Source organism: Agrobacterium sp. GW821-FHT02D03 (genome assembly GCF_059421725.1).
In genome coordinates, this window is sequence record NZ_JBWKVN010000001.1 from 779,397 (window position 1) to 805,649 (window position 26,253).

A 26,253-nucleotide genomic window follows, 5' to 3' on the forward strand; every position below is an offset into this window, starting at 1 on the left:
AGATTATCAAGCGCCCGGGACATCGTTCCGGGCGTTTGTGTTTCACTCCACCGCCATAAACCGCTCGCGATAGGCCTGCGGGCTAACCCCGAAGCGGCGCTGGAACAGGCGGCGTAGCGTTTCCTCGCTGCCGAAGCCGGCGCGGCGGGCAGCGCGCGAAACGGGCTGTGCCTGTTCCAAGAGGCGCCTTGCGGTTTCCAGACGCATTTTCTCCAGCGCTTTGGCCGGTGTCACGCCGGTCTGCTCGCGGTAGTGGCGGGAGAAGCTGCGCAGGCTCATCCCTGCCTTGTCGGCGAGATCACCAAGTGACAAATCCTGCGTGATGTTTTCCATCATCCAGGCATGCAAGCCGTCGAAGCGACCACCTTCATCCTGAAGCGTAAGGGCAGCGCTGAATTGCGACTGGCCGCCGGGGCGCTTTAGGAAGACGACGAGTTGGCGCGCGACGGCAAGCGCAACATCGCGTCCGAGATCGTTTTCCACCAGCGCCAGCGCCAGATCGATGCCGGCCGTCACGCCGGCGGAGGTCCAGATGCTGCCGTCCTGAATGAAGATCGGGTCGGGATCGAGCCGGACCTTGGGGAAGCGTTTCCGGAACTCGCCGCAGCGCTGCCAGTGCGTGACTGCGCGCCTGCCGTCCAGCAGCCCGGTGCTCGCCAGCAGAAAGGCACCGCTGCAGACCGAAGCCGTTCGTCGCGCCAGCTTGGAGCGCTCCGCGATCCAGCTGATCAAAGCCTGATCCTCGCAGGCACGGTAAACGCCCCAGCCACCGGGAACGATCAGCGTGTCTATCGGCTGGTCGCTGACGGAAAGGGGAGAAGTGCCGATCGGCAATGCGGAGGAAGTGACGATCGGATTGTCAGCGCCGACTGCGACCGGCTGATAGGGCGCTGGCTTTCCGGCGTGCAGACAAAAATCATTGGCCGAGGCAAAGACCTGCAAGGGGCCAGCGACATCCAGAAGCTGGACGTCCGGGAAAGCTAGAATTTCGATGCGGCGGGTCATTTTGGCCTGAAGCGTGGGATGAATGGCAATCTCGCCAAACGATGCGCGCCTATCATGCTCTCGTCAACAGGAGAGTTCACATGACCTATCGCTTCGGTTTCCTCGTCTTTCCGAATATCCAGCAGCTCGATCTGACCGGGCCTTACGAGGTCTTCGCGTCGGCGCAAGATAGTACGGTGCATCTGGTGTGGAAGGACAAGAGCCCGGTTCGCTCCGTGACCGGGATCAGCTTCACGCCGGATGTCGATTTCGACGACAGCCCGCAATTCGACGTGCTCTGCATTCCGGGCGGCGGGGGCGTCAATGCGCTGCTTGGCGATGAAGAGGTGCTGGAGTTTATCCGCCGCCAGGCAAAGGGCGCGCGCTTTATCACCTCGGTGTGCACCGGCTCGCTGGTGCTTGGCGCTGCCGGACTGCTGAAGGGCAAGCGGGCGGCGACGCACTGGAACGCGATGGATTTTCTGCCGCATTTCGGCGCGACGCCGGTTTATGAGCGCGTGGTGAAGGACGGCAATCTGATCACTGCTGGCGGTGTGACCTCCGGTATCGATTTCGGTCTATCGCTTCTGGCCGAGTTGATGGGGCGGGAGGAAGCGGAGATCGTGCAACTGTCGCTGGAGTATGCGCCGGCACCGCCCTTCCATTCGGGCACGCCTCGCGAAGCGTCTGCCGATATTCTGGAAAAGGCGAAAGGTCGGATCGCGTGCTCGCGTCAGGAACGGGAGCGGCTGGTCGGCCAGATCGATTGATAGCGTTGGCTCACCGCGCATGCCCACAAAAAAACGGCCCCCGTGCATCTGCGCGAGGGCCGTTTTCCACATGTGTGGACATCAATGCTTGTTCTTGTGGCTCTGCTGGCCGGCCTTCATGTGCTGCTCCGACGAGCCACCCTGCTTGCCGCTGGTCTTGCTGTCTGCCGAGGACTTGGAAGATGCGCTGCGGGTTGCCTTGTCGTCGCTGTTCTTGTGCGACTGCTTGCCAGCCTTGACGTGCTGTTCGTGCGTGCCACCTTGATTTGCCATGACGGTATACTCCTCATATCCATCTTTTTAAGCAAGGCATCATGCCTTGCCGGGCGTTAACACGAGGCCAGCATTGATCGTTCCGATTTTAATATTTCGTGATAACAAAGATCGTCGTTCGGGTAGCCGACTACCGGTTTTCCCGGAGAACGTTCATTTCGCGGCGGTTTCATCCGTTGGCGGCATGCGATAATCATCCACGCGGCCAAGCGGCGCATCTTCCATCAGCCCGCGCTTCGTCAGTCTTTCGCGTGGTGTTTCGACAACGGAGAATTTCGCAGGCGCCTGCTTGCCACCCAGCAGCGCGTCGCCACCGTCGAGGTCAGGGTCGGTCAGGCTGATCGGTTGGGTGCGCACCTGCTGCGCATCGATGCCCATAGCGGGCAGCGAGGTGAGGGAGGGCAGGTTGCTGCCGTCCAGCGTGCCGAGACCGGGCTCGGCACCGTCCAGATGGCGGCGGACGAATTTCTCCACGTAGAAGGCGAGCTTCTGCTTGCCGGCCTGCGTCATGCCGATGCCATCGGCTTCACGCAGACGGGCCTGCTGGCCGTTCACGTCATAGCCGGTGGTCACGTATTTGCCGCCCTCATCAACGAAGCCATCCCAGACATCGACGAACTCGCCGCCGAGCTTTTCGATGTGGCTGCGGTAAAGCCGGTTGAAGCCGACGAAATCGGCCGTCAGCGACGGCGACTGGAAGGCGGGCAGGCCGACCCAGAGCACCGGCACTTGCTGGCGCTTGGCAAGGGTGATCAGCGCGTCGATGCGCCGCTCATATTCCTTGAACCAGATCTCGCTGCCGTATTTCTCCTTAGTGCCGCCAATGTCCATGGCCTGACGGTCGTTGGACCCCATCATGATGACGATGGTGGCGGGCTTGGTATCCTTGATGAATTGCGGGAGGTTGGCAAACCAGTCGTAGTAATCGGAGCGCACGAGGCCGGATGAGCCATTGGCGCGGACATCGATGGCAATGCTCGCCGAAGTCTCGAAGGTGGAGACCAGCGCCTCGCCCATGGCGCCAGCGAGGAAATCGCCGACGACGAGAACTCGTCGGGCATTCTCCAGCTTCTCCACCGGTGCGGGCTTGGCGGTGCGCATCTGCACCACCGACGGTGTGCTGCGCGGTGCGGCAGGCCTGGTGACGGAGCGGCTGGAATTTTGCCGCTGCGGCGCTGCCTGCCGGCGCTGCTCGCGGCGCTCGGGCGCATAGAGACGATCATTATACTGGTTGGGGCCGCCGAAGAGCATTTCCATCAGCGTGCGGCGCTCGCGATATTCCTGCGCAATGGCAGGCGCCGTCCATGAGGGCAGGCTGAATGTCACGACAAGAAGCGCGACGCTGCCGCGCTTCATGATCTTTGCAAAGGGTCCTGCTTCTCTTGTGGTCATGGCGTGATGTTCCCGAGACGGTCCCATTGATTATATTCTAATATAAGAGGCTCGTCAGGACTTTTATCCGCTACGCGATCGGTTGCCCGATCAGTTACGAAGCGCTCTCAGCAAGGTCTGCGATGGCTCGCCGTCATTTTGCAGGCCCATGCGTTTCTGGATGGCGCTGATTGCCGCTTTGGAGCCGGAGCCGAAATTGCCGTCGATTTCGCCATCATAATAGCCCAGTTCCTTCATGCGCGTCTGAAGCTCGAACTTCTCCTTGATGTCGAGCGTGCCATTCGGGCGCGGCCACTTCTGCTGCATGCCGCCGAAACCGGCAATCTCGTCGGCCAGAAGGCCGACGGCCAGCGCGTAGCTGTCCGACGCGTTGTAGCGCTTGATGGTGAAAAAGTTCTTGGTCATCAGGAAGCCCGGACCGTTCGAACCACCTTCGAGCTTCAGCGTCGCGCGGTCCGAACCGCGCGGGAAACCCTTGCCATTGGGGCGGAAGAAGCCGAGCTTCTGCCATTCGGCCAGGCTCTTCGTCTGGTCCGCATAGCGCGCACCACCCGCAGGCACCGCCGTCTCGTAACCCCAGGTGCGGCCGGGTTCCCAGCCGTTCTTGGCCAGAAGGTTTGCAGCGGTTGCCAGCGCGTCCGGCACGGAATGCCAGATGTCACGCTTGCCGTTACCGTCGGCATCGACCGCATAGAGCAGATAGCTCGTCGGGATGAACTGGGTGTGGCCCATGGCGCCCGCCCAGGAGCCGGTCAGCTGCTTTGGCGTCACGTCACCGGACTGCAGGATCTTCAGTGCGGCAATCAGCTGGGTGCGGGCAAACTTGGCGCGCTTCGGGTCGGAATAGGCGAGCGTTGCCAGCGCCTGGGGAATATTATGCAGGCGTTCGGGCTTTTCCAGCACCGCGCCGTAATTGGATTCCATCGACCAGATGGCGAGGATGACGTGCTTGTCGACGCCGAAATTGCGCTCGATCCAGTTGAGCGTCGTGGCGTGCTTCATCTTCATCTCGCGGCCGATGCGCACCGTGTAAGGGTTCACGCGGCTGTCGAGATAATCCCATATCTGAGTGGTGAATTCGGGCTGGAAGGTTGCCTTGCGCAGCGCGTCCGGATCAGGTTCAGTCACGCCTGCGAAGGCTTTCTGATAGGTCGCGCGCGAAATGCCTTCCTTGGCGGCTGTGGCATAGAACTGGTTGATCCATTGTTTGAAACCCGCATCTGCACTTGCAGTGACGGGCGTCAAAGCAATGGTCAGGCCTGCGAGTGCCACGCAGCCAAATTTACGGACGCCGGAAAGGATCATCTTTTTCATCGTCAGTCTTTCGTTTCTCTCGAATGTCAGTTCGATTGCGAGATACGCATCGGGCTTCACGATGGGGTACCAAATTAAAGTCAACAAATTCTTTACCATTAACGATAGGTAAGGTCACGCTTTGCAAAAACTTGCCACTTTTGTCATAACAAGTTCGTGTGCGTTACTTAAATGCCGTTGAAATCTCTGAGGAGGGATGTGTGGTAGAAAAAAAGAAAATTCGGAAAGCGGTCTTTCCGGTGGCTGGCCTTGGCACTCGTTTCCTGCCGGCAACCAAAGCTGTTCCGAAGGAAATGCTCACCGTCGTTGACAAGCCGGTCATCCAATATGTGGTGGACGAAGCGGCTGAGGCTGGTATCGAGCATTTCGTATTCGTGACCGGACGCGGCAAGGGCGTGATCGAAGACTATTTCGATATCCAGTTCGAACTGGAGCAGATGCTGCGCGAGCGTAACAAGAACGCCGAACTGACGCTGCTGACGAACATTCTGCCCAAGGCCGGCACGGCCAGCTTCACCCGCCAGCAGGTTCCGCTCGGTCTTGGCCATGCGGTCTGGTGTGCCCGTGACATCGTCGGCGACGAGCCTTTCGCGGTTCTTTTGCCCGACATGATCATGACCGGCGACAACAAGTCCTGCCTCAAGGGCATGGTCGAGCTCTACGATCAGAGCGGTGGCAACGTTCTGGCGGTCGAAGAATGTGCACCGGAACTTGCCCATCGTTACGGCATCGTCGCGCCTGGCGAAGAGATCGGCAACGGTTTCCGCATCACCGACATGGTGGAAAAGCCTGCCAAGGGCACGCAGCCATCGAACTACTTCATCAACGGCCGCTATATCCTTCAGCCGGAAATCTTCACGCTTCTGGAAACGCAGGAGCGCGGTGCCGGCAATGAGATCCAGCTGACCGACAGCATGCTGAAGCTTCTGAAGCAGCAGGATTTCACCGCCTATCCGTTCCGCGGCGAGACCTACGACACCGGCGCCAAGGATGGCTTCATTCTGGCAAACCTCGCTTTCGCCCTGCAGCGCGAGGACATCCGTCCGCTGATCGAAGGTCCGCTGAAGGACATCATCGCCAAGATGGGCTGATGACGAGATCGCTCTTGCCCTGCCATGTCGGACTTGGTCTCAGGTGGCGGGATGGAGCATCGGTTCTGAAAAACGTCAATCCCGGCCTCGTGCCGGGATTTTTTTTCTGGCATAGGCCCGCACTTGTCGGGCGAGGCGGTCGGCCTCGACCGGACCTTCCATAAAGCTATGAAAGTTTGATCCACTGCTGGCCGGGTTCATTTGCGACGTGCGAGCTATGTGGCTGATAAAGCTCCTCATTCCTGTGCTTGTCACAGGAATCCAGTCAGACCAAGTCTTTGGTCTGAAAAGACCTTTCTCGCCGCGCAGACGCGCGTCGGCTGGATTCCTGTGACAAGCACAGGAATGAGGGTGGATGAGAAAGCGTCATCAGGCGAACTGTCGCTCATCAACCGGACAGCATTGGGTCAAGCTCAAGAATGACCCTGACAGCACCAACGTCCTATCGCTTGAGCGTCAGGCCAGCGCCGATGCGCCAATTGTGGTTGTTGGTCACGGGCGTGGTGTCGTAGCTGACGTCGGTGGTGAAATCGAGGTAGCGGTTGATGTTCCAGGTCAGACCGGCGCCAAGCGTATATTTCGTCTCGTCCCTGATGCTGGAGGTCTGGAAGTTGCGCCGCTCCAGTCCGGTCGTCAGCCGTGCCACGAGGTCATAGCGCAATTGCTGGATCAGGCCGATGGTCAACTGACGCGTCACCCAGCCGCCCTCCGGGCCGCCGGCAAAGTCTTCAATGTCCGTCTTCAGGCCGAAGTTGACGTCAGTTCCGCGCATCGGCGACCAGGTGAGGGTGCCATCGGTGGTCAGCGCGTTGACGGATGCCAGGCGGCTATCGTCATAGTCGCGCCGAAGAAGGCCGACGGCGACTTCGCCGCGCCACTTCTCGCCAAGATCGATCTGCGTTCCGACCTTCGCGCCATAGGAGACGGATGAGCGCTGGTAGCCGGTTCTGTCCGTCTTCTGGTCGTAGGAGCTGAGCGCCCCTGTCGCTTCCAGGAAGGGAATGAGGGCGGGCGACACTTCATAGCCGACACGTCCGCGGATGGCCACGCCTGAGCGATCGCGATCGGACAGGCTGATCGGCTGGCCGTTGAGCCCCTTGGCGTCGGTATAGACGGTGCGCGACAAATCGAGTGCGGCAAGCGTCTTGACGAGGGCGACATTGTGCTCGACCGACGCGCCGGTGGTGAAGAGATGCTCGCCACCCTGCACCGCCGCACCGGTAATGGCGTTCGGATCGGTGGTATCCTCACGGCTGAAGGTGTAGCCGGCCTTCAGCCTGGCTGTTGTCTGGTCGGCCAGATCGAGGCGCAGTTCGGCCTGCACATTGGCGCTCGGACTTTCGCCCGCGCTGCTGCCGCCGAGATTGCGCTCATAGATCCCTTCGCCGGTGACGGTCAGCGCATGGCGGGACCAGTCGCTCGTCAAGGTGCCGCGAATACCGGTCGCCAGATAATTGCGGTTGGTCGATCCTGTGGCGAATGTCTTGTTCTCGTGGTTGATCGTCTGGCTGATGGAAGGGCGCAGCGTCAGCGTGCCGATGCGGATGCCGGGCGCGGTGCCATCATCGCTCGCAACCTTTTCGCCGCCGTCGAGCGTGGTCTCATAGGTGTTCTCCCGCCGATCAGCTGGTTCTATCGCTTCATCGACAGGCTCCGCCACGGCGCTGCCAGGATCGACGCTTGTGCGCGTACCGTTCGTGGTCGTTGTGCCGGTGGTCGGTCTCGGCGTCGGAACGACGGTCGCGGCAGGCGTCGGGTTCTGGCCGGAGGCTGGATCGTTGGCATAAGGGTCGGCGCTTTGTAGGCCGGCAGGCTGCACCGGCGTGTTCCGATCCGTATTCTGTCCGGTATTCTGGCCCGTGTTCTGGCCTCTATTCTGCCCGAGCGTCTGCGCTTGCGCAGGCAGGGGCAAGGCGAGGGAGAGAGACGCGCACAGCGACAGGCAGGCCGGCAGAGCGGCGGCTGCTCTGCGCAACGTCTTTTGACGCAGCGCGGTGCTGTGAGAGGTCATGCGTTTCACCCGGTTCGGTATCTTGGTTACCCAAAGGTAAAGTCGCATGGTTAATATCTGGTTGATTATGCGCCCTCTTTCGGCTCATCGTCAGAGGTAGGAGCGGATTTCGCCAATAGACAGGCAAAGGCGAAAATAGTAACAGTCCCGCCATGACCACGAGATCTGCTGCCCTGACCGAAAACAACGCCATCGAGTCTGCGCTGAGAACCGTTTCGATCGAGCGGAACGGGCTGGCGGCGCTGGAGACTGCGCTTTCCGGAGAGCTTGGCGACGCCTTTGCCAAAGCCGTCGATGTGATCGGCAACATCACTGGACGGCTGATCATCACCGGTGTTGGCAAGAGCGGCCATATCGGTGCCAAGCTTGCGGCCACCTTTGCCTCCACCGGCACGCCTGCCTTCTTCGTGCATGCGGCGGAAGCCAATCATGGCGATCTGGGGATGATCGGCGGCAATGATGTGGTGCTGGCGATCTCCAAGGGCGGCGAAAGTGCCGAGCTTCGCAGCATCATCAATTACACCCGCCGCTTTGCCATTCCGCTGATTGCGCTGACCTGCGCCAAGGGCGGATCATTGGCGAAGGCCTCCGATATCGTCCTTCTGATGCCGGATGAGGAAGAAGCCTGCCCGCACAGGCTGGCGCCGACCACATCCACCTTGATGCAGCTTGCACTTGGCGATGCGCTGGCGATTGCGCTTCTGGAAGCACGCAAGTTCACCGCAGGCGATTTTCGCGTCTTTCATCCCGGCGGAAAGCTCGGTGCCAGCCTGACGCTTGTCGGCGACATCATGCACACCGGCGAGCGCGTGCCGCTGGTGGCGCAGGGTACCCCGATGGCCGAGGCGATCCGGGTTCTGGCGCAGAAGCATTTCGGCTGCGTGGCGGTGCTGGATGAAGATGGCCGCCTTTGCGGCATCGTCACCGAGGGCGACATGGCGCGCAATCTGACGCGCAATCTGGCGGAACTGACGGTGGACGACATCATGACCCGCACGCCGAAGACCGTGACGAAAGAGGTTCTGGCAACGGCGGCACTCGCCACGCTCGAGAAGCACCATATCGGCTCGCTGATCGTCATCGATGCCGACAAGCGGCCGATCGGCCTTGTTCACTTCCACGATCTGCTTCGGATCGGCGTGGCCTGATCTATGCCATCGCAGGCTTGCGTCTGTTGCCATAAAGGGTGAGCAGGAGACCCGCTGCGACAATCAGCGTCGCCCCCATCACGGTTTGGAGGGTGGGCACATCCCCAAAAATCAGAAAGCCCAGAATGCTGACCCAGATGAGGCTCTGATATTCCAACGGCGCCAAGAGAGACGCCGGCGCGAGACGATAGCCTTCCAGGAACAGCATCTGCGCGAGCACGATCTCTATTCCCAGGATCGCGCACATGCCGATTTCGAACCAGCTGGCTGGCATGGTCCAGTCCATCAGCAGGCCGCTGACCAGACAAAAGACGAGACCCGTCGTCAGCAACTGCGCCTGCGTGCTCTCTCTCGTCGCGGCCTTGCGGGTGTAGACAACCGTAAGAGCCCAGAACAGGCCGGAAGCAAAGGCAAGGAGCGTTGGCGCGAGGTTGAGGGACCCGGCCGGGTTGGCGGCGATCACCGTGCCGATCATCCCCATGACAACCGCTGCCCAGCTTGCTCTTCCCACCTTTTCGCCGAGGATCGGTATGGAGAGGACGACGATGATCAGCGGGGCCGTGGCGTAAAGAGTCGTGACCTGTCCAAGCGGCATAAGCTTGGCTGCTGCAAAGAAACAGAAGGTGCAGGCGATTTGAAACAGTGCCCTCAGCGCCGTCGCCCACTTATAGGGGCTCTTGATGACCTCCCGGCACGCGGCAGGCTTTATCACGAGGGCACCAAGCACCATCGCGAAGCTGCGGATGAAGATGAGCTGCCATACGCCAAACAGGTCTCCCATCCACGCCATCGTGGCATAATGCATTGAGTACATCATGTAGGAGCCGCAGACCAGGATGATGCCGAGTGCGGTTTTCTCGCGGGTGATGGTCACCGCTGACGGCGCGGCGTTTTCTTCGTGCACCTGCAGACATTTCGGCGCGGCAGGCCCTTCGCGAGGGGTGCTGAGTATGATGGTTTCATTTGACATCGGCCACCCACAAACCCCTTAATGCCTCAATATGAATCACATAGTAGACCGGTCGTCTAGTAATGGCACGAGAGAATGCGACACGACACAAGCTTATTTGCGAAGGGCTGAAAGGCCTGATGGCGCATGGCTATGAGGGGGTGGGTATCGGGCCGATCCTTGCCAGTGTGGATGTTCCCAAGGGCTCCTTCTACCACTTCTTCAAAAGCAAGGACGATTTCGTCGGCGCGATCATCGAGCATTACGCCGAGATTTGGGACGCGCGGCGCAAAGACATCTTTGCTGATCAAAAGCTCAGCCCGCTGGAACGTCTCGATGCCTATCTTGCGGTGCTTGAAGGTACGATCCAGGAGGAGCATCCAGCAGGCGGTTGTCTGCTTGGTGTCTTGGGACAGACCATTTCAGGCCGAAGCACCATGCTGCGCGCGAAGCTCGCTGATGCTTACCGTTCCTGGGAAAACAGCATCGCAAGCGTCCTTCAGGAGGCGGAGAAGGCTGGAGAGTTGAGGGTGGGTGTCGATCCACAAATGGCTGCCATGGAACTGATCGACGCTTATGAAGGTGCAATCATCCGCGTCAAGCTCAACGACGATCTGGAGGCCTTTGCACGTTTTCGAAAATTGGCGATCGCGAAATTGCGTCGTGACCGCGATGAGCAGATCCGCAGCGCATAGAGCCAGCCGAATGCGACACACCGGCCGACATCAGCCTCATGTCATTGCCAGAGAGCGTTTCCAGTCAACACGGAAACGCCCTGGTGGCTTAACCCTTTGAGCGGCGTCAGCCCTCAGCCCTTTCCACCGTCAGGGTGCGGCCATGGGCCGAGGCGATGCGCACGCGCGTGCCGGCGGGCTGGTCGGTGCCTTGGACCGGCCACCAGGTGTCATCCAGACGAATGCGGCCGCGACCTTCGGTGATCGGCTCCTGAAGGGTGGCCGTGCGGCCGATAAGGCTTGCCTCGCGCTGGTTGAGGAAGGGTTCGTCGGTTGTCGCATGCTTGCGGTCATAGTAGCGGCGACCGGCAATGGCGAAGACGACGGAGAGTGCTGCAAAGAGCAGGAGCTGGATCTGCCAGCCCCAGAAGCCCATGTCCCACAGCGCCAGAGACAGCGCGCCGACCACCAGCGCAGCCGCGCCGATCCAGATCAGGAACACACCGGGGGCCGCCAGTTCCGCCACCAGCAGGATGGCCGCCAGCAGCCACCAGCTCCAGGGACCGAGACCGGCGACAAGTTTCTGGATCATGTCACTTGTCCGTCGGGCCGGCGAAAGGGTTGGGAACGGTCACGTTGATCGTCTGTCCGCTGGGGCGACTGGATGGCGGAACGGAGGAACGGCTTGTCGTGGCGCGTGGAGCAGGCGGCGGTGTCGTGCCGTCATTGTCCCTGCCGAAGACCTCGCGGGCAATGGCGCCGATGCCGCCAAGCGAGCCGATCAGCGAGGAGGCTTCCATCGGCATCAGCACGATCTTGGAATTGGTCGCCTTGCCGATATCGGCCAGCGCCTCGGTGTATTTCTGGGCGATGAAGTAGTTGATGGCGTGGATATCGCCGGCGGCAATGGCTTCCGAAACCATGCGGGTCGCATTGGCTTCGGCTTCTGCCAGACGTTCGCGTGCCTCGGCATCGCGGAAGGCGGCTTCGCGCTGGCCTTCGGCTTCCAGAATGGCCGATTGCTTGGCACCTTCGGCGCGCAGGATCTGCGCGTTGCGCGAACCTTCGGCCTCCAGAACCTGGGCGCGCTTCTCACGCTCGGCCTTCATCTGGCGCGCCATGGAGGTCACAAGATCCTTCGGCGGCGCGATATCCTTGATTTCGATGCGCGTGACCTTGATACCCCAGGGGCCCACGGCCTCATCGACGACGCGCAGCAGCCGGTCATTGATCGCATCGCGGTTGGACAAAAGCTCGTCGAGATCCATCGAGCCCATGACGGAACGAATGTTCGTCATGGTTAGGTTCTGGATGGCGAATTCCAGATTAGCGATCTGGTAGGCGGCCTGGGCGGCGTTCAGCACCTGATAGAAGGCCACCGCATCGGACGACACGCTGGCATTGTCCTTGGTGATGACTTCCTGGGTCGGAATATCCAGCACCTGTTCCATCACATTCATCCGTGCGCCGATCCGCTCGATGAAGGGGGTGATGATGTTGAGGCCGGGCTCCAGCGTGCGGGTGTAGCGGCCAAAGCGCTCCACCGTATAACGGTATCCCTGCGGCACGGTCTTGATACCGGCAACCAGCGTCAGGATGACAAGAACAACCGCCGCAATGACAAAAATATCGAAACCGCTCAAGTCCATTCCTGCTCTCCTGTTCAATCACCGGGCGAAAGAGAGGGTGGGATCAGACCCAGCCCTGCAATTCCTTGCGCACAACTTTTTCGAGAACCCGCATACCATCCGCACTGTCGTTGAGGCAAGGAATATGGGTGAACTTCTCGCCGCCATGGTGCAGGAAGCTCTCGCCCGCTTCACCGGCAATTTCTTCCAAAGTCTCAAGACAATCGGAAACGAAGCCGGGGTTCATCACGGCAATGCGCTTGACGCCTTCGCTTGCCAGTTTCTCCACCGTCTTGTCGGTATAGGGCTGCAGCCACTCTTCCGGTCCGAAACGAGACTGGAAGGTGATGAGGAAGCGGTCCTTGTCCAGCCCCAGCTTTTCGCGCAGCAGGCGACCGGTCTTCATGCACTGGCAGTGATAGGGATCGCCCTTCCTGAAGTAGGATTGCGGAATGCCGTGAAAGGACGCAATCAGCTTTTCAGGCTCCCAATCCAGCGTCGCCAGATGGGCCTTCACCGAGCTGGCCAGAGCATCGATATAGGTTTCGTCATCGTGATAGGGCGGCACGGTGCGCAGTGCCGGCTGCCAGCGCATCTTCATCAGATGCTCGAAGGCCTTGTCGTTGACGGTCGCCGTGGTAGCGGCGGCATATTGCGGGTAGAGCGGAAAGAGCAGGATCTTCTCGCAGCCTTCGGCCTTGAGAGCATCGATCTTGGAGGCGATCGAGGGCTGGCCATAACGCATGCCCCAATCGACCACCACATTCGGCAGGTCGGTCAGCGCCTTCGCCATCAGCTCGGACTGGTTGCGGGTATAGGTGCGCAGGTAGCTTTCGTTCTTCTCGTGGTTCCAGATTTCCTCATAGGCCTTGCCCACCTTTTGCGGGCGCTTGTTGAGCACGATGCCGTAAAGGATCGGGTACCAGAAGAGGCGCGACCATTCGATCACGCGTTTGTCGCTCAGGAACTCCGCGAGATAGCGGCGCATGGATTTGTAATCCGTGCCATCCGGCGTGCCGAGATTGACGAGAAGAACGCCGACCTTGCCGAAGGAAACCTTTGGATGGTCCTTGGGAAGGTGGCTTGCGGGGAAAGCGGTGATATCTGCGGCCATTAACTTGTCCTGAACTCTCATGAATCGCGGAAGACTACGTCCGCGCGCGCATCGTGGATCAATCTTTAGACCATCAATCCCGTGATCTGAATTGATTTTTGACAAAGCGCGCGTGGCATATCAGCGCGATGCGGGATGATTGAGCGGTTGACGCACCGTTGCGAGGGCCGCGGCATCGGCGTTGTCCCTTCCGGGCACTCGTAAGCCGGTGGAAAGATGGATCCTCGGGTCAAGCCCGAGGATGACGCGGAGGAGGAGTTGGATTCCGCCGGCAAGATCGGCGGAACAGGCAATCCGGTTAAAGGTCCCAAGATCGGCGGATGGTCCATTGTGAATCTCGGACGACAAAAACCTCTCGACCGTCATCCTCGGGCTGGACCCGAGGATCCATCTTTTCAATGGCTTGCGAGTGATCATGTCCACCCTCGGCCCGGGGACGAGTGGAAAACCAAAAGCCGGCCCGCAATGCGAACCGGCTCTTGTCATCAATCAACCAAAGATCAGTTGGCCGGAATGGTCAGCTCTTCACCCACCTCGATGTGGTTTGGACGGCGCAGCTCATTGGCTTCGGCGATCTTCTTCCAGTCGATGCCCTTGCCGTATTTTTCCTCGGCGATCTTCCACAGCGAGTCGCCCTTGGTGACGACATATTTTGCTGCCGCGGTGGCGGCTGCAGGTGCGGATGGCGTCGTGGTGGACGGAGCCGCCGGAGCTGCAGGTGCTGCGGTAGACGGCGCTGGTGTGGCCGGTGCTGGAGCTGCCGGTGCTGGCGTGGCGGGAGCTGGTGCAGCAGGAGCAGGCGCGGTTGCGGCAGGAGCCTGAGCCGTGGTGGCCGGAGCGGGTGCTGCCGGTGCCGGTGCGGCGGGCTGCTTTGGCGGGGCGACGTAACCGGCAGGCGTTGCATCTACGATACGGCCATCGGTATAGGGCTTGTAAGGGCTGTGCGCGTCGATATAGGCGGCGACCGCATCTTCCAGGCTCGGTCCGAAGTCATAGGGGTTGATCGCCTTGTTGGCGAAGGTCTTGAAGCCATCGCCGCCGGTGCGGGTGTAGTTGTTGGTCACGACGCCATAGGTCTTTTCCGGGTCGAGCTTGACGAAGTTATCGCCTTCCTTGACCTCGACGGAGACGATGCGGCTTCCGGCAGGCTTGGAGCGGTCGAAGGTGTATTTCAGGCCGGAGGCCTGGACGAAGCGACCCGCACCTTCCTCGATCTGGCTTGCGCCATTTTCGAGAGCCGCGACAAGGTCGGCGCCCTTGATCTGGAAGGTGGCGATGGAGTTCTGGAACGGCAGAACCGTCAGAACTTCACCCATGGTGACCGGGCCGGCATCGATGGAGGCGCGAAGACCGCCACCGTTCTGGATGGCAATGGTGATGCCCTGATCCTTCACGCGGTCAAGCAGCGCGTCGGCGACGAGGTTGCCCATCGAGCATTCCTTGGCGCGGCAGACCTCACGCGAGCCGTCGATCGGGGCTTCGCTGACGCCGATTTCCTTCTTCTTCATCTCTTCCAGCGGTGCGGCGAGTTCCGCCACGCGCTTGTTGTAGGCATCATCCTGGGCAACGGCTGCGTCGAGCAACTTCGGTGCGCCGCTGACGGATTTTACCACGCCGTTATCGTCGAAGGTGACGGCGAGATCGCCGAGATATTTGGAATAGGCATAAGCGGTGACGACCGGAACATCGACGCCCGATGGGTTCTTGACCATGGTCGGGTAGGGGCCGGCGGCCTTCGGATCGGTGCTGGAGAGCAGCGTGTGGCTGTGGCCGCCGACGATCACGTCGATGCCATCCACTTCTCTCGCGATTTCCTGGTCGCGCACATAGCCGACATGCGAAAGCAGCACGATCTTGTTGACGCCCTGGTCCTGCAGTTCCTTCACCGCGCCCTTGAGATAGGCGACCTCATCCTCGAAGGAGACCTTGTCGCCCGGAGAGGAGGTTTCGCCCGTATCGGTGGCGAGAACGGAAACCACGCCGACCTTCTGGCCGCCCATGTCCTTGATGACATAGCCCTTGAACTTGTCCTTCAGCTCCGAGCCGTCGGCAATCTTGGTGTTGCCGGAAATGATCGGGAACTTCGCGGCGTTGACGAACTTCAGAAGTTCTGCCGGGCCATCATCGAATTCATGGTTGCCGATTGCCATGGCGTCGAAGCCAATGCCGTTCATGAACTCGGCAACCGGGCCGCTCTTGTACTGCGTATAGAAGAGCGAGCCCTGAAACTGGTCGCCGGCATCGAGAACGAGAATATTGGCGTTCGGTCCAAGCTCGGCGCGACGCGCGTCGATGGCGCCCTTCACGCGGGCGATGCCGCCAAAGCACTCTTTCTTTTCCGTCTCGGCAGCCGAGCAGGTGGAATCATATTTGTTGATCGGCTCGATGCGGGAATGAAGATCGTTGATATGCAGGATGTTGAGTTGATAATCGGCAAGTGCTGCACCCGCCGAAAGCGCGACCACGGACGCGGTCATCAGGCTAAATCTCAAAATCCTGTTCATCAGTCTCTCTCCTGTTGATGTCGTGCTTTTCGTTTCAGACCGTCCACATTCACAGCTAATGCAAGACTGTGACAGCCATTCGAAGGCATGTTTCCATCTTGAAGCATCTGCCGCAAGTAGAATTCTTGTGGTGGAGAGACAATAAAAAACGCGCGCTACACGCGCGCGTTGAATAAGAGATCGCTCTTTATTCAGTGGGGCCTCTCGGCTCAGCCCTGGCGGTTCAGGGTGAACTGGCTGTTGGTGTCCGTCGTGCAGTTCAACTGACCGGGGGAAATCAGGGCGCAATTGACGCGCGACTGGGTGTTGCGCACCAGCGAGGTCATGTTGATCTCGTAGAGGGTGGGAGAGATCGCCACGTAGGTTCCGGAGGCCAGAAGCGTGTTGGTGTCGGAGGAACGGGTGGAGAAGGATCCGTTCTGGAACGTGGAGACGATGCCGTTACGGTCGATCCAGCGGCCATCCACTGCGGGGCGCTGCGAAATCGACGGCATGGGCCGCATGGGGCTTGAGGCTGGAGCACAAGAAGAAACGGCAACTGCAGCCAACAGCAAGGCAACACTTGTCTTGAAATACATTATTCTTTTCTCCTGCGATTCTTCAGCCAACGGTTAATGACCATGGCGCGAGTTCCGGTTTATTGCAAGCGAACGACAGGCGATACACACCGGTTCCGGCATCGCACGACAAAACCGCAAGCGTGGCAAAACTGCATCAATGCGCAGCGGGACGCGCTCAGGGTTGGCCTGAGCGCTTTCCTTTCCGTCAGGGCTTAGCGCACCAGAATGTTGCGGAACTGCCAGGGGTCGTCCTTGTCGATATCGTCCGGGAAGAAGCCGGGACGACCGTCCAGCGGTGTCCAGTCGGTGTAATGGCCTTCCACAGGGCCGAGATAGGGCTTCTGGATTTCGAGGCAGCGGCGATAATCCATCTCGTCAGCTTCGACGATACCGACCTCCGGATTTTCCAGCGCCCACACCATGCCGGCCAGAACCGCGGAACTGACCTGCAGACCGGTGGCATTCTGGTTGGGGGCGAGCTTGCGCGCCTGTTCGAGCGTCAGACGCGAGCCATACCAGTAGGCGTTCTTCTCATGGCCGTAGAGGAGCACGCCGAGTTCATCGGCGCCATCGACCAGTTCGTCTTCCGTCAGTACATGCTGCACGGCTTGTGCCTGTCCGCCATTGCCGAACATCTCATAGAGAGACAGCACCGCGTCGTTGCAGGGGTGGTAGGCATAGTGGCAGGTGGGGCGGAAGGCGACCTTGTCATCCTCGTCGCGCACGGTGAAGTAATCGGCAATCGAGATCGCCTCGTTGTGGGTGACGAGCAGGCCATATTGTGCGCCATGCGTCGGGCACCATGTGCGCACGCGGGTGTCGGCACCGGGCTGCTCCAGATAGATGGCGGCCTTCGATCCCTTCTTGTGCTTCCTGGCGTTTTTCGGCTTCCACGTTTCGTGGCTGCCCCAGCCCAGTTCGGCGGGCTGCAAACCTTCGGCGATGAAGCCTTCCACCGACCAGGTGTTCCAGAAGGTGCCGAAGGGTTTTGGTTCGCGGGCGCGCTGCGTGTCGCGCTCTGCCACATGCACGCCCTTGACGCCCAGGGTCTGCATCAGCTTTGCCCAGCCTTCGCGGTCGCCGGTTTTCGGCTCCTCGATCTCAACGCCCATATCACTCGCCAGATTGACGAGCGCCTGCTTGACGAACCAGGAAACCATGCCGGGATTGGCGCCACAGGTGGAAATGGCCGTCGTGCCGCCGGGGTGCTTTTCCTTGGCTTTCAGCATGGTCTGGCGCAGCCGGTAATTGGTGCGGGCGGAATTGTCGGCCTTGTCGTCGAAGTAGAAGCCCGGCCATGGCTCGACGACGGTGTCGATATAAAGCACGTCATGCTTGCGGCAGAGCTTCATCAGATCGACGGAGGACGCATCCACCGACAGGTTGACGCAGAACCCGCCCTTGCCGCCTTCGACCAGCGGCGTCATCACGTCCTTGTAATTATCCTTGGTCAGATGGGTGCGGATGTGGCGAATGCCTTTCTCGGCCAGATCATCGGCGATGTCTTCGCGCGGATCGATGACCACGAGTTTCGTCCGGTCGAAGGTAAAGTGCCTTTCGATCAGCGGAAGCGTGCCACGGCCGATGGAGCCGAAACCGATCATGATGATGGGGCCGTTGATCTCCCCGTAGATCGGGTATGCAGCTTCCGTCATTTCAATTCCCTTCGTAAACTATGGTCTAAAACCAGATTATCCATTCGTATCAATAAAGTACAACCACATGACGCGAATATGAAGCACGTCTTCATTCTCTCTTTACTATCGAGAATGATGCATCCTTTCTCGCAATCGCAATTTTGACACGAGCCGATATAATTGTCTGCTAAATAAGCGGCCATGAGGGACGCTGGCCGGATTTCAGGTGACGAATGTTCCGTCATGATGAGCAGTCTTATATCGGCGGTCTTCTGGAGCGCGTGGCGGCGTTGCAAGACGTAACGCCTGTTCTTATCGCGCTCTACGATACGGAAGACCGTGTTCGCTATGCCAACCGGGCCTTTCGCGAAGCCTTCCATCTCTCCGAAGACAGCTTTCCCACCTGGGCCGAGATCATCCGTTTGAACTATCAGAACCGTCAGGGCCTGATCATCAATACGAGGGATTTCGAAGCCTGGCTTCTGTCCGCTCAATCGCGGCGCGGCAAGCAGGCCTTTCGCGGGCTCGAACTCGATATGCATGATGGGCGCTGGATCTGGATGACGGAGACGGTGGAAACGGATGGCTGGATGCTGTGCGTCGGCACCGACATCACCGCACTTCGCCAGAACCAGCGAAGCCTGCGGCAGGATCGCGACCTTGCGCTGCGCGCCGCGCAGACCGATGAACTGACCGGAACCTCCAATCGACGTTTCGTTTTCGCTCGCCTGGCAGCTCACGCCGAAAATGTCGACAAGGACATCGAGCCCCCGTTCGGCGTTTCCATCATCGATATCGATCTGTTCAAGGGGGTCAACGACCGCTTCGGTCATCAGGGTGGCGATGCGGTGCTGCGCGACTTCGTCAAGCTTGCCCATTCGACCATTCGCCGGCCGGATTATTTCGGCCGTGTCGGCGGCGAAGAGTTCATGCTCGTGATGCCACGGACGGGGCTGGAGGAATGCGCCTCGATCGTCGGACGCATTCTGGAAAAAGCGGCAGAGTCACGGCCCTTCGCAGACCATCCCGAATTCTCCTATAGCTGTTCGGCCGGCATTGCGCTCTACAAGGCGGGTGAGGGCAGCAACGAACTCTATCACCGGGCCGATCGGGCGCTCTATCTCGCCAAGCAGAATGGCCGCGCCCGGCTGGAATGGATCGTCAACTGAAACCGGATCAAACCAGTTCGGCCGGCACCAGCCCGTGCAGTGAATTGCCGACAAAAATCTTCCTGCCTTGCAGATCTTCGGGCTTCAGCGCCTGTCCGCGCGCCTTGCGGTCGCGGATAAGATCGGCGCGAAGGACGCCGGGCAGAATGCCGCTATCGAGCGGTGGGGTCAGCAACTGGCCGTCCGGGCCTTCGACGAAAAGGCTGGTGGCAGAGCCTTCGCAGATTTCGCCGCGCTCGTTAAGAAGCAGGACCTCGTCAGCCTCCTTGGATGAAAACTCAGCACGCGCGGCATCATAGGGTTCGCGCCGCGAGGATTTGTGCCGGTAGAATGTGTCGCTGGAATCGAGCCGGGTCTTTTCGGCGATCTTCAGCCGCCAGACGGCGTCCGGCGCAATCGGCTGAAAGGGCTCTGCGGCAATCTCCAGCTCGCCCTTGTAGTTCATCACCAGGGCGACCTTCATGGGGCCGTCGCCGTTCACGGTTGTCTTGAGCGCCGAGGCCGGATCTTTCGGCGGGCGAAAACCCAGCGCATCGGCAGACCGCAGCAGACGGCGCAGATGCTGTTCCAGCCGCTGGAAGCCGCTTTGCGGCTCCCATCGCAATGTTTCCCTCAAGGTAAGGTCAGCGGGCTTGCGCTTCATGCTCCTGGTCCGTCTTCTGCATCTGTTCCGACGGGATATAAAAACCGGCGAAGCTTGTCCGAAATGGGAGCGTCGCCGATTTTTGTTGTCATGGTCTCATTTTGACGGCGCGTCGAGGGCTTCCAACTCGTCGATCAGGCCTTCGATCATCGACAGGCCCTTGCTCCAGAAGGAGGGGTTGGTCGCATCAAGGCCGAAGGGTTTCAGAAGCTCCGAATGGTGCTTGGTGCCGCCGGCCTTCAGAAGCTCGAAATACTTTGCTTGGAAACCCTCGTCGGCATTCTGATAGACGGCATAGAGCGAGTTCACTAGGCAATCGCCAAAGGCATAGGCATAAACATAGAAGGGCGAGTGGATGAAGTGGGGGATATAGGTCCACCAAGTCTCGTAACCTTCCGAAATGCGGATCGCCGGCCCGAGGCTTTCTTCCTGCACGGACAGCCACAATTCACCGATCTGTTCGGCGGTCAGTTCGCCCTCCTTGCGGGCGGTGTGCACCTTGCGCTCGAATTCGTAGAAGGCGATCTGGCGAACGACGGTGTTGATCATGTCCTCCACCTTGCGCGCCAGCATGGCCTTGCGCTCGCGCGGATCGGTGGTGGCTTCCAGAAGCTTGCGGAAGGTCAGCATCTCGCCGAAGACCGAGGCCGTTTCGGCAAGGGTCAGCGGCGTGGCGCACATCAGCGCACCCTGCTCACCGGCCAGAACCTGGTGCACGCCATGGCCAAGCTCATGGGCAAGCGTCATCACATCGCGCGGCTTGCCGAGATAATTGACCAGAACATAAGGATGGGCGGAGGGCACGGTCGGATGGGCGAAAGCGCCCGGCGCCTTGCCGGGGCGGGCGGGCGCATCGATCCACTCCTCATCGAAGAAGCGGCGGGCGATATCGGCCATTTCCGGGGCAAAGGCGCCATAGGCGGAGAGCACCATATCCTTTGCGTCACCCCAGGGGATGATAGCGTTGGACGTGTCTGGAAGCGGCGCGTTGCGATCCCAGTAGTCCATCTGCTCCATGCCGAGCCAGTTGGCCTTCATCTTGTAATAGCGATGCGACAGGCGCGGATAAGCCTCGCGCACCGCAGCCGCCAGCGCATCGACCACCTCGCGCTCGACGCGGTTTGCCAGGTGGCGGCTGTCGGCAATGTCTTCAAACTTGCGCCAGCGGTCGGAGATTTCCTTGTCCTTGGCGAGCGTGTTGGTGATCAGCGTGAAGACGCGCAAGTTCTCCTTGAAAGTGGCGCTGAGCGCGGCTGCCGCCTTGCGGCGTGTTTCCGGGTCCGGCTCCTGCAGCATGTTGAGCGTCGGTTCCAGGGCCAGGCTTTCGCCATCAACCTCAAAGCGAAGGTCGGTCATCGTCTCGTCGAAGAGGCGGTTGAAGGCGGCTGCGCTGGTCATGGATTTTTCCAGGAACAGCTGCTCCAGGCTGTCATCCAGCTGATGCGGCTTGTCCTTGCGCAGGTCCACCAGCCAGGGCTTGTAGTGCGCTGCAAGCGCATCCTTGTCGAATGCCGCATCGATCAGCGCATCATCGATGCGGTTGAGTTCCAGCGGGAAGAACAGAAGGTGCGAGGCAATATCGGTGAGCTTGGCCTGGGCGTCGCCGTAGAGCTTTCCATTGGCCGGGTTCGACGTATCGGAAAAGTAGGTGAGGCCCGCAAAGGAACCGATGCGGCCGAGAATGTCGTCCAGCGCTTCATATTCCTTCAGTGCCGCACCGATGCCCTCATCGCCCGAACGGCTGGCGGCAGCTTCAAGCTTGCCCTTCCATTTCGTCTCGAATGCCTTGGCATCGCTCTCGGCCTTTTTCAGGTCGCCTTTGTATTCGGCGGAATCGACCGAGGGATAAAGATCGGAGAGCTTCCAGACCGGCAGGTCGCCAAGAGCAGCGCTTGCGCTTTCGGCGGGAGAGAAGGCAGGCATGGGGGTCGATGTCGTCAAGGTCATGAAACGCGTCCTTTTTGTCTTCGCATCGAAGCATATGGGTGCCTTTGTTTCCTGTGGCAATGCTTAAAATGCAAGCAATTCTCACAACCCGATGTTGAAGTCTTGCGTGGCAAAGTCGAGCCAAAGAGCCTGCATGAGGCAGGTTCATAAACCGGAAACCGGAGCTCGAAATGACCGTTCACGTTCTCATTGTCGAAGATGATCCCGTCCAGCGCCGTGTGCTGAAACAGGCCGTGGAGCAGAATGGACATGCGTGCCTGCTGGCCGAGAGCGGAAAGGCGGGCCTTGGGATCTTGAAAACACGTGGGTCCGAGATCGGTGTCGTCGTCATCGATCTGGCGATGCGCGGGCTGGACGGTCTTTCCTTCATTCAGGCGGTTCACGATCTCGGCATGGACGTTCCCGTTGTCGTCCAGACCGGGCAGGGCGGTATCGACGCGGTTGTGGAAGCCATGCGGGCGGGCGCTTTCGATTTCGTCGTCAAGCCGGTTTCGCCTGAACGCCTTGGCACGGCGATTGCCGGTGCGCTGAAATCCGACGATCCAAAGGGTCGCTCCCTGCGGCGCGCGCGCCATCAGCCGGTTGGGCTTGCGGATATTGTTTCGGCCAGTCCTGCGATGGCACGCGTGGTGGATTTGGCAAAACGCGCCAGCCACTCCACCATTCCCGTGGTGCTGGAAGGCGAGGCGGGGGTCGGCAAGGAGATGATTGCGCGCGCCATCCATGCGGGCAGCGAGCGGGCGACGAAGCCCTTCGTGATTTTGAACTGCAGCGCGATTGCGCCTGAACTGATCGAGAGCACGTTATTTGGTGGTGATGCGGCAGAGGGCGGTGACGGCGCTGGCGAGCGCCAGCAGGCCAAGTTCCTGGAGGCCGATGGCGGCACGCTGTTTATCGATGAGCTTGGCGACCTGCCGCTCGAGGTGCAGGTGAAGCTTCTGCGGGCAGCGCAAAGCGGAGAGATCGAAGCCGCGGGATCGTCCAGGCGCCGCAAGGTCAATGTGCGGCTGATTTCCGCCACGGCGAAAAACCTGATCGAGGAGGTGAAGGAAGGCCGCTTCCGCGAAGATCTTTATTACCGCCTCAATGTCTTCCCCATCACCATTCCGGCACTGCGCCGCCGCAAGGAAGACATTCCCTTCCTGGCGCGCACCTTTGCCGAGCGGTTCTCACTCGAGCAGAAATTGCCGCAGTCGGTCGGGGTCAGTGCCGCAGCACTTGCGCTGCTGACCGCCTATGACTGGCCGGGCAACATCCGCCAGCTGGAAAATGCCGTGTTCCGCGCAGCCGTTCTGGCGCAGGGCCGTGAGCTGGCGGCAAGCGATTTCGTCCAGATCGCCGCGCAGGTTCCAGGCTTCGAAGGCGATGCGCGAGAGACGGGCGCACACGCCGCGGATCGGTCCGTGGCGGGAACCGCGCCTTCGCTGGTCGAGGTCAAGGCATCTGAAGCACCGGGTACGCATGGGACTGCAAGCGAGGAGGCAGACGTGGAGAATGATGGCGTTTTTCCGAGCGGCAGTCTGATCGCCAGTACCGATGAGACCGGCAATGTGCGCACCATCGCCGAAATCGAAGAGGAACTGATCCGGTTCGCACTGCGATTCTACCGCGGACAGATGAGCCAAGTGGCGCGAAAACTCGGCATCGGGCGCTCGACACTCTACCGTAAGTTGAAGGATTATGGCATTGATCCCGACAATCCGATGCATGACGCAGCGTGACGATGAGGGTTAAAGCCTAAATTAGGCGTTCGGATTTTTGTTAACCCCTGAGCAAGGATATTCGCTTACCCTTCATAAACCTCTTGTTAGTTGTCTGTTCACTATATAGAGGAAGGTTGTATGTGTGTGGCAAATTTGCCATCGTGTCACCGTAATTGAGGTTCAAGTGGGACAATGTGACAAATTGTCTGCCAGGCGGGGATCGAATTGCCATATCTGAATCGGAATATCGCGCATGCGGGCAAGTCTGCGCGCGGCTTGATCAAAGATATATGCACGAAGCTGTCGGCACGCGTTGTCACCGTTGCGTGCCTGATGTTAGCCGCAATGCCCATCTTCAGCGTTTCAGCGACGGAAGCCGCCGCCGAGACACGCAGTTTGAAGCTCTATTATATCCACACCAAAGAAAAAGCCGTCATCACATTCAAGAGAAACGGCAAGTACGATCAGAAGGGCCTGCAGGAGCTCAATCGCTTCCTGCGCGACTGGCGCCGCAACCAGCCCACCAAGATGGATCCGCGCCTTTTCGATCTGGTCTGGGAAGTGTATCGCCGCTCCGGTGCCACGGACTATATCAACGTCGTTTCCGCTTTCCGCTCGCCTGAGACCAATGGCATGCTGCGTTCGCGCACCAAGGGTGTTGCCAAGCACAGCCAGCACACGCTCGGCAAGGCGATGGACTTTTTCATCCCCGGCGTGAAGCTCGCCCGCTTGCGTGAGATCGGCATGCAGATGCAGATCGGCGGCGTCGGCTTCTACCCGACCTCCGGCTCACCCTTCGTCCATATGGATGTCGGCAATGTCCGTGCATGGCCGCGCATGAGCCGCCAGGAACTCGTTCGCATCTTCCCGAACGGCAACACCATTCACCTTCCTGCCGATGGCAAGCCGCTGCCGGGTTACGATCAGGCTCTGGCCGATTACAAGAAGCGCGTCAGCTCCTCTTCGATCCAGGTGGCGAGCACCGCTGGTTCCGGACCTGCGACATCTTCTTCCGGCGGCAAGCGCAAGACCCTTCTCGCAGCCCTCTTTGGCGGTGGCGACGAGGATGAAGATTCCGAAGAAATCGCAACACCCGCACCTGCCGGTCGTTCCCCTGCACCTGCTCCTGTAGCGGAAGAGGCGGAAGAAGCCCCAGTCGCGGTGGCCTCTGCAGCACCCGTGCCGAGTGCCGTGAATGCACCGCTGCCGACCGCACGCCCGGCCTTCCGTGGCGAAGAAGCTTCGACCGGCCTTGCGACGGCGCTTTATTCGCCAGGTCGTAACGCCGCTCAGGATGCGCTCCAGGCTGCGACCACGCCAACACCGACAGCCGCACCGGCTGAGCAGAAGTTCGCCGATCTGGCCGAGGTATCGGTTCCGGTTCCGACGCTTCTTGGACCACGCGGCATGCGTGGCGATGCTCAGGGTTCGGTCATGACGGCGTCACTCGACTCTGAAAACGCACCGGCCGATGCGCTGGTTGCCCATGTGCCGGTTCCGGCCAATCGTCCGGCTGTTGCAGAAGCGCTGATCGCCTCGGCTAATGCCGATACGGAAGGCCAGGATGACGTAGCCGACAGCCAGGCAGCTCTGTCTCCGACGGTGATTGCCGCCCTGGAACAGAGCGGACAGGATGCACGCTCTGCCGTGACGGCTGCTGCCATGCCAACGGCTGCACCATTCCCGTCATCGGCTGCTGCCTATGCTGCACCGACCCCGGTTGAAGCGCCGCGCCAGGTTGCCAAGCTTGACCCGATGGTGACGCCGAAGGCAAAGAGCTTTGGTGACGAGTTCGATCCGAAGCCAGCGGCTGCGAACAATAGCGGCCTTAATGCCGGCCTGCCGACCAAGGGTGGTCGCCCAAGCAAGCAGGATGCCGTCGTATCGCAGCAGGCCATGGTCAGCGGTGGACGCCTGACGCAGGAAGCGATTTCCGATTGGGCACTCAGCCAGAACAAGGGTGCGACTGTTCGTGCGGTGAAGGCACCGCGCGTCAGCAACCGGATGCTGAGCCACGACATGTCGGCCTCCAATGCAAGCTTCCGCCAGGGCGCCAAGGCGATCGACTCCAGCCGCTTCAGCTCGCCGGTCAGAATGCCTTAATCAGCTTCTGCAGAGCATAAGATAAGTTAGCGGCCCGGAAATCGACATCGATTTTCGGGTCGTTTGTTTTTGCAGGCATATTGAGATCTGGCATTTTGGTAGAGTTGCCTTTCAGGCGGCCACGCTGTGTCTCAACAAAGCGCCGGGCGTCCTCTTGGACGCACAAAGGACGCTCTCCCATTTTGAGTTGACGCATCGGGCTCTGCGAAAATCGGGTCCGCCATTCGGGCCGATGCTGTGGAGAGTCGTCCACAGAGAGGGCGTCTCAGGCGATTGAGACCATGTCTGTTCTTGCCGAAGCGTGCGCGGAGCTTTCGTCAGCCACGCTGTCACCTTGACGGGGTTTGACGGCGCTGTTAACGCTTTCTTCATTGCTTTGTTTGTCGCGGCGAAAGTTATGCGTGTATCGCCGCACGTCATTTGTTTTAGGTCGCGCAAAGGCAGTGGTCTTGAGAGACGCTGCACGCATGAAGCTCTTTCAATGCGCCGGTTCTGACGAACCATGTCCCTGATGAATTCCGTGTTCCTGTGTCGATAAAAGACGCGCCGTAAGGCCGTTTTGAATCTCGTCTCAACGCTCTTTCCTTCGGCCACGGGCACGAAGCGCGTTGAGGCTGGTTCGTCGTCACATGGGCATGC

General features: G+C 60.0%; 21 protein-coding genes. 7 read left to right on the top strand and 14 right to left on the bottom strand.

What is annotated here, in order from left to right:
* Nucleotides 1-42: 42 nt before the first annotated feature.
* Nucleotides 43-1,005, bottom strand: a complete 963-nt coding sequence (locus AC07U5_RS03540; protein WP_494722320.1) for a GlxA family transcriptional regulator — start codon at nucleotides 1,003-1,005, stop codon at nucleotides 43-45.
* An 80-nt stretch (nucleotides 1,006-1,085) separates the two neighbouring features.
* Here AC07U5_RS03540 and AC07U5_RS03545 point away from each other — a divergent pair, with 80 nt between their 5' ends.
* The gene (locus tag AC07U5_RS03545; protein ID WP_494722321.1) at nucleotides 1,086-1,754 is read left to right on the top strand and encodes a DJ-1/PfpI family protein; all 669 of its coding nucleotides are present in this window, start codon (nucleotides 1,086-1,088) and stop codon (nucleotides 1,752-1,754) included.
* A gap of 81 nt (nucleotides 1,755-1,835) precedes the next feature.
* Here AC07U5_RS03545 and AC07U5_RS03550 read toward each other — a convergent pair whose 3' ends face one another.
* The 3 genes from AC07U5_RS03550 to AC07U5_RS03560 all read right to left on the bottom strand — a co-directional run bounded on the left by AC07U5_RS03550 (nucleotide 1,836) and on the right by AC07U5_RS03560 (nucleotide 4,733).
* Nucleotides 1,836-2,027 carry a hypothetical protein gene (locus AC07U5_RS03550; RefSeq protein WP_494722322.1) on the bottom strand — a complete coding sequence of 64 codons (192 nt, stop codon included), beginning with the start codon at nucleotides 2,025-2,027 and terminating at the stop codon, nucleotides 1,836-1,838.
* 153 nt (nucleotides 2,028-2,180) lie between these two features.
* Nucleotides 2,181-3,419 carry a DUF459 domain-containing protein gene (locus AC07U5_RS03555; protein WP_112953610.1) on the bottom strand — a complete coding sequence of 413 codons (1,239 nt, stop codon included), beginning with the start codon at nucleotides 3,417-3,419 and terminating at the stop codon, nucleotides 2,181-2,183.
* A gap of 90 nt (nucleotides 3,420-3,509) precedes the next feature.
* Nucleotides 3,510-4,733: a lytic murein transglycosylase gene (locus AC07U5_RS03560; protein WP_062427985.1), complete on the bottom strand. Its 1,224-nt coding sequence runs from the start codon at nucleotides 4,731-4,733 to the stop codon at nucleotides 3,510-3,512.
* Between the two features lie 200 nt (nucleotides 4,734-4,933).
* On the opposite strand from AC07U5_RS03560, the gene galU reads away from it, so the two are divergent.
* Nucleotides 4,934-5,824, top strand: a complete 891-nt coding sequence (gene galU / locus AC07U5_RS03565; protein ID WP_062427889.1) for a UTP--glucose-1-phosphate uridylyltransferase GalU — start codon at nucleotides 4,934-4,936, stop codon at nucleotides 5,822-5,824.
* A gap of 442 nt (nucleotides 5,825-6,266) precedes the next feature.
* Here the strand turns inward: galU and AC07U5_RS03570 are convergent, their stop codons facing one another.
* The gene (locus tag AC07U5_RS03570; protein WP_494722323.1) at nucleotides 6,267-7,835 is read right to left on the bottom strand and encodes a surface lipoprotein assembly modifier; all 1,569 of its coding nucleotides are present in this window, start codon (nucleotides 7,833-7,835) and stop codon (nucleotides 6,267-6,269) included.
* Nucleotides 7,836-7,987: 152 nt separating this feature from the next.
* On the opposite strand from AC07U5_RS03570, the gene AC07U5_RS03575 reads away from it, so the two are divergent.
* Nucleotides 7,988-8,983: a KpsF/GutQ family sugar-phosphate isomerase gene (locus AC07U5_RS03575; RefSeq protein WP_130979362.1), complete on the top strand. Its 996-nt coding sequence runs from the start codon at nucleotides 7,988-7,990 to the stop codon at nucleotides 8,981-8,983.
* A 1-nt stretch (nucleotide 8,984) separates the two neighbouring features.
* Here AC07U5_RS03575 and AC07U5_RS03580 read toward each other — a convergent pair whose 3' ends face one another.
* Nucleotides 8,985-9,953, bottom strand: coding sequence for a DMT family transporter (locus AC07U5_RS03580; RefSeq protein WP_494722324.1), 969 nt, complete (start codon nucleotides 9,951-9,953; stop codon nucleotides 8,985-8,987).
* A gap of 62 nt (nucleotides 9,954-10,015) precedes the next feature.
* On the opposite strand from AC07U5_RS03580, the gene AC07U5_RS03585 reads away from it, so the two are divergent.
* Nucleotides 10,016-10,627, top strand: coding sequence for a TetR family transcriptional regulator C-terminal domain-containing protein (locus AC07U5_RS03585; protein WP_494722325.1), 612 nt, complete (start codon nucleotides 10,016-10,018; stop codon nucleotides 10,625-10,627).
* Between the two features lie 106 nt (nucleotides 10,628-10,733).
* Here the strand turns inward: AC07U5_RS03585 and AC07U5_RS03590 are convergent, their stop codons facing one another.
* From AC07U5_RS03590 to AC07U5_RS03615, 6 genes are all read right to left on the bottom strand, one after another.
* Entirely contained in the window at nucleotides 10,734-11,198 is a 465-nt protein-coding gene (locus AC07U5_RS03590) for an NfeD family protein (RefSeq protein WP_494722326.1), read from the bottom strand.
* Nucleotide 11,199: 1 nt separating this feature from the next.
* Complete coding sequence (locus AC07U5_RS03595) at nucleotides 11,200-12,255, bottom strand: SPFH domain-containing protein (protein WP_112520995.1); 1,056 nt, start codon at nucleotides 12,253-12,255, stop codon at nucleotides 11,200-11,202.
* 43 nt (nucleotides 12,256-12,298) lie between these two features.
* Complete coding sequence (gene hemH, locus AC07U5_RS03600; protein WP_144621431.1) at nucleotides 12,299-13,348, bottom strand: ferrochelatase; 1,050 nt, start codon at nucleotides 13,346-13,348, stop codon at nucleotides 12,299-12,301.
* Between the two features lie 500 nt (nucleotides 13,349-13,848).
* Complete coding sequence (locus tag AC07U5_RS03605; protein WP_494722327.1) at nucleotides 13,849-15,852, bottom strand: 5'-nucleotidase C-terminal domain-containing protein; 2,004 nt, start codon at nucleotides 15,850-15,852, stop codon at nucleotides 13,849-13,851.
* A 209-nt stretch (nucleotides 15,853-16,061) separates the two neighbouring features.
* Nucleotides 16,062-16,430 carry an outer membrane lipoprotein Omp10 gene (gene omp10 / locus AC07U5_RS03610; RefSeq protein ID WP_062427898.1) on the bottom strand — a complete coding sequence of 123 codons (369 nt, stop codon included), beginning with the start codon at nucleotides 16,428-16,430 and terminating at the stop codon, nucleotides 16,062-16,064.
* Nucleotides 16,431-16,624: 194 nt separating this feature from the next.
* Entirely contained in the window at nucleotides 16,625-18,067 is a 1,443-nt protein-coding gene (locus AC07U5_RS03615; RefSeq protein ID WP_494722328.1) for a homospermidine synthase, read from the bottom strand.
* Between the two features lie 242 nt (nucleotides 18,068-18,309).
* Between AC07U5_RS03615 and AC07U5_RS03620 the strand changes: the two genes are divergently transcribed.
* Entirely contained in the window at nucleotides 18,310-19,218 is a 909-nt protein-coding gene (locus AC07U5_RS03620) for a sensor domain-containing diguanylate cyclase (protein ID WP_111849683.1), read from the top strand.
* Nucleotides 19,219-19,225: 7 nt separating this feature from the next.
* On the opposite strand, the gene AC07U5_RS03625 is transcribed toward AC07U5_RS03620, so the two are convergent.
* On the bottom strand, nucleotides 19,226-19,861 hold the full coding sequence (locus AC07U5_RS03625) for an aminotransferase class IV (protein ID WP_113266696.1): 636 nt from the start codon (nucleotides 19,859-19,861) through the stop codon (nucleotides 19,226-19,228).
* 96 nt (nucleotides 19,862-19,957) lie between these two features.
* A complete protein-coding gene (locus tag AC07U5_RS03630; RefSeq protein ID WP_494722329.1) occupies nucleotides 19,958-21,808 on the bottom strand; it encodes a M3 family oligoendopeptidase in 1,851 nt (616 codons plus the stop codon).
* A gap of 170 nt (nucleotides 21,809-21,978) precedes the next feature.
* Between AC07U5_RS03630 and AC07U5_RS03635 the strand changes: the two genes are divergently transcribed.
* Nucleotides 21,979-23,529, top strand: coding sequence for a sigma-54-dependent transcriptional regulator (locus AC07U5_RS03635; RefSeq protein WP_494722330.1), 1,551 nt, complete (start codon nucleotides 21,979-21,981; stop codon nucleotides 23,527-23,529).
* A gap of 207 nt (nucleotides 23,530-23,736) precedes the next feature.
* The gene (locus AC07U5_RS03640; protein WP_494722331.1) at nucleotides 23,737-25,614 is read left to right on the top strand and encodes a peptidoglycan L,D-endopeptidase MepK; all 1,878 of its coding nucleotides are present in this window, start codon (nucleotides 23,737-23,739) and stop codon (nucleotides 25,612-25,614) included.
* The last annotated feature ends 639 nt before the right edge of the window (nucleotides 25,615-26,253 follow it).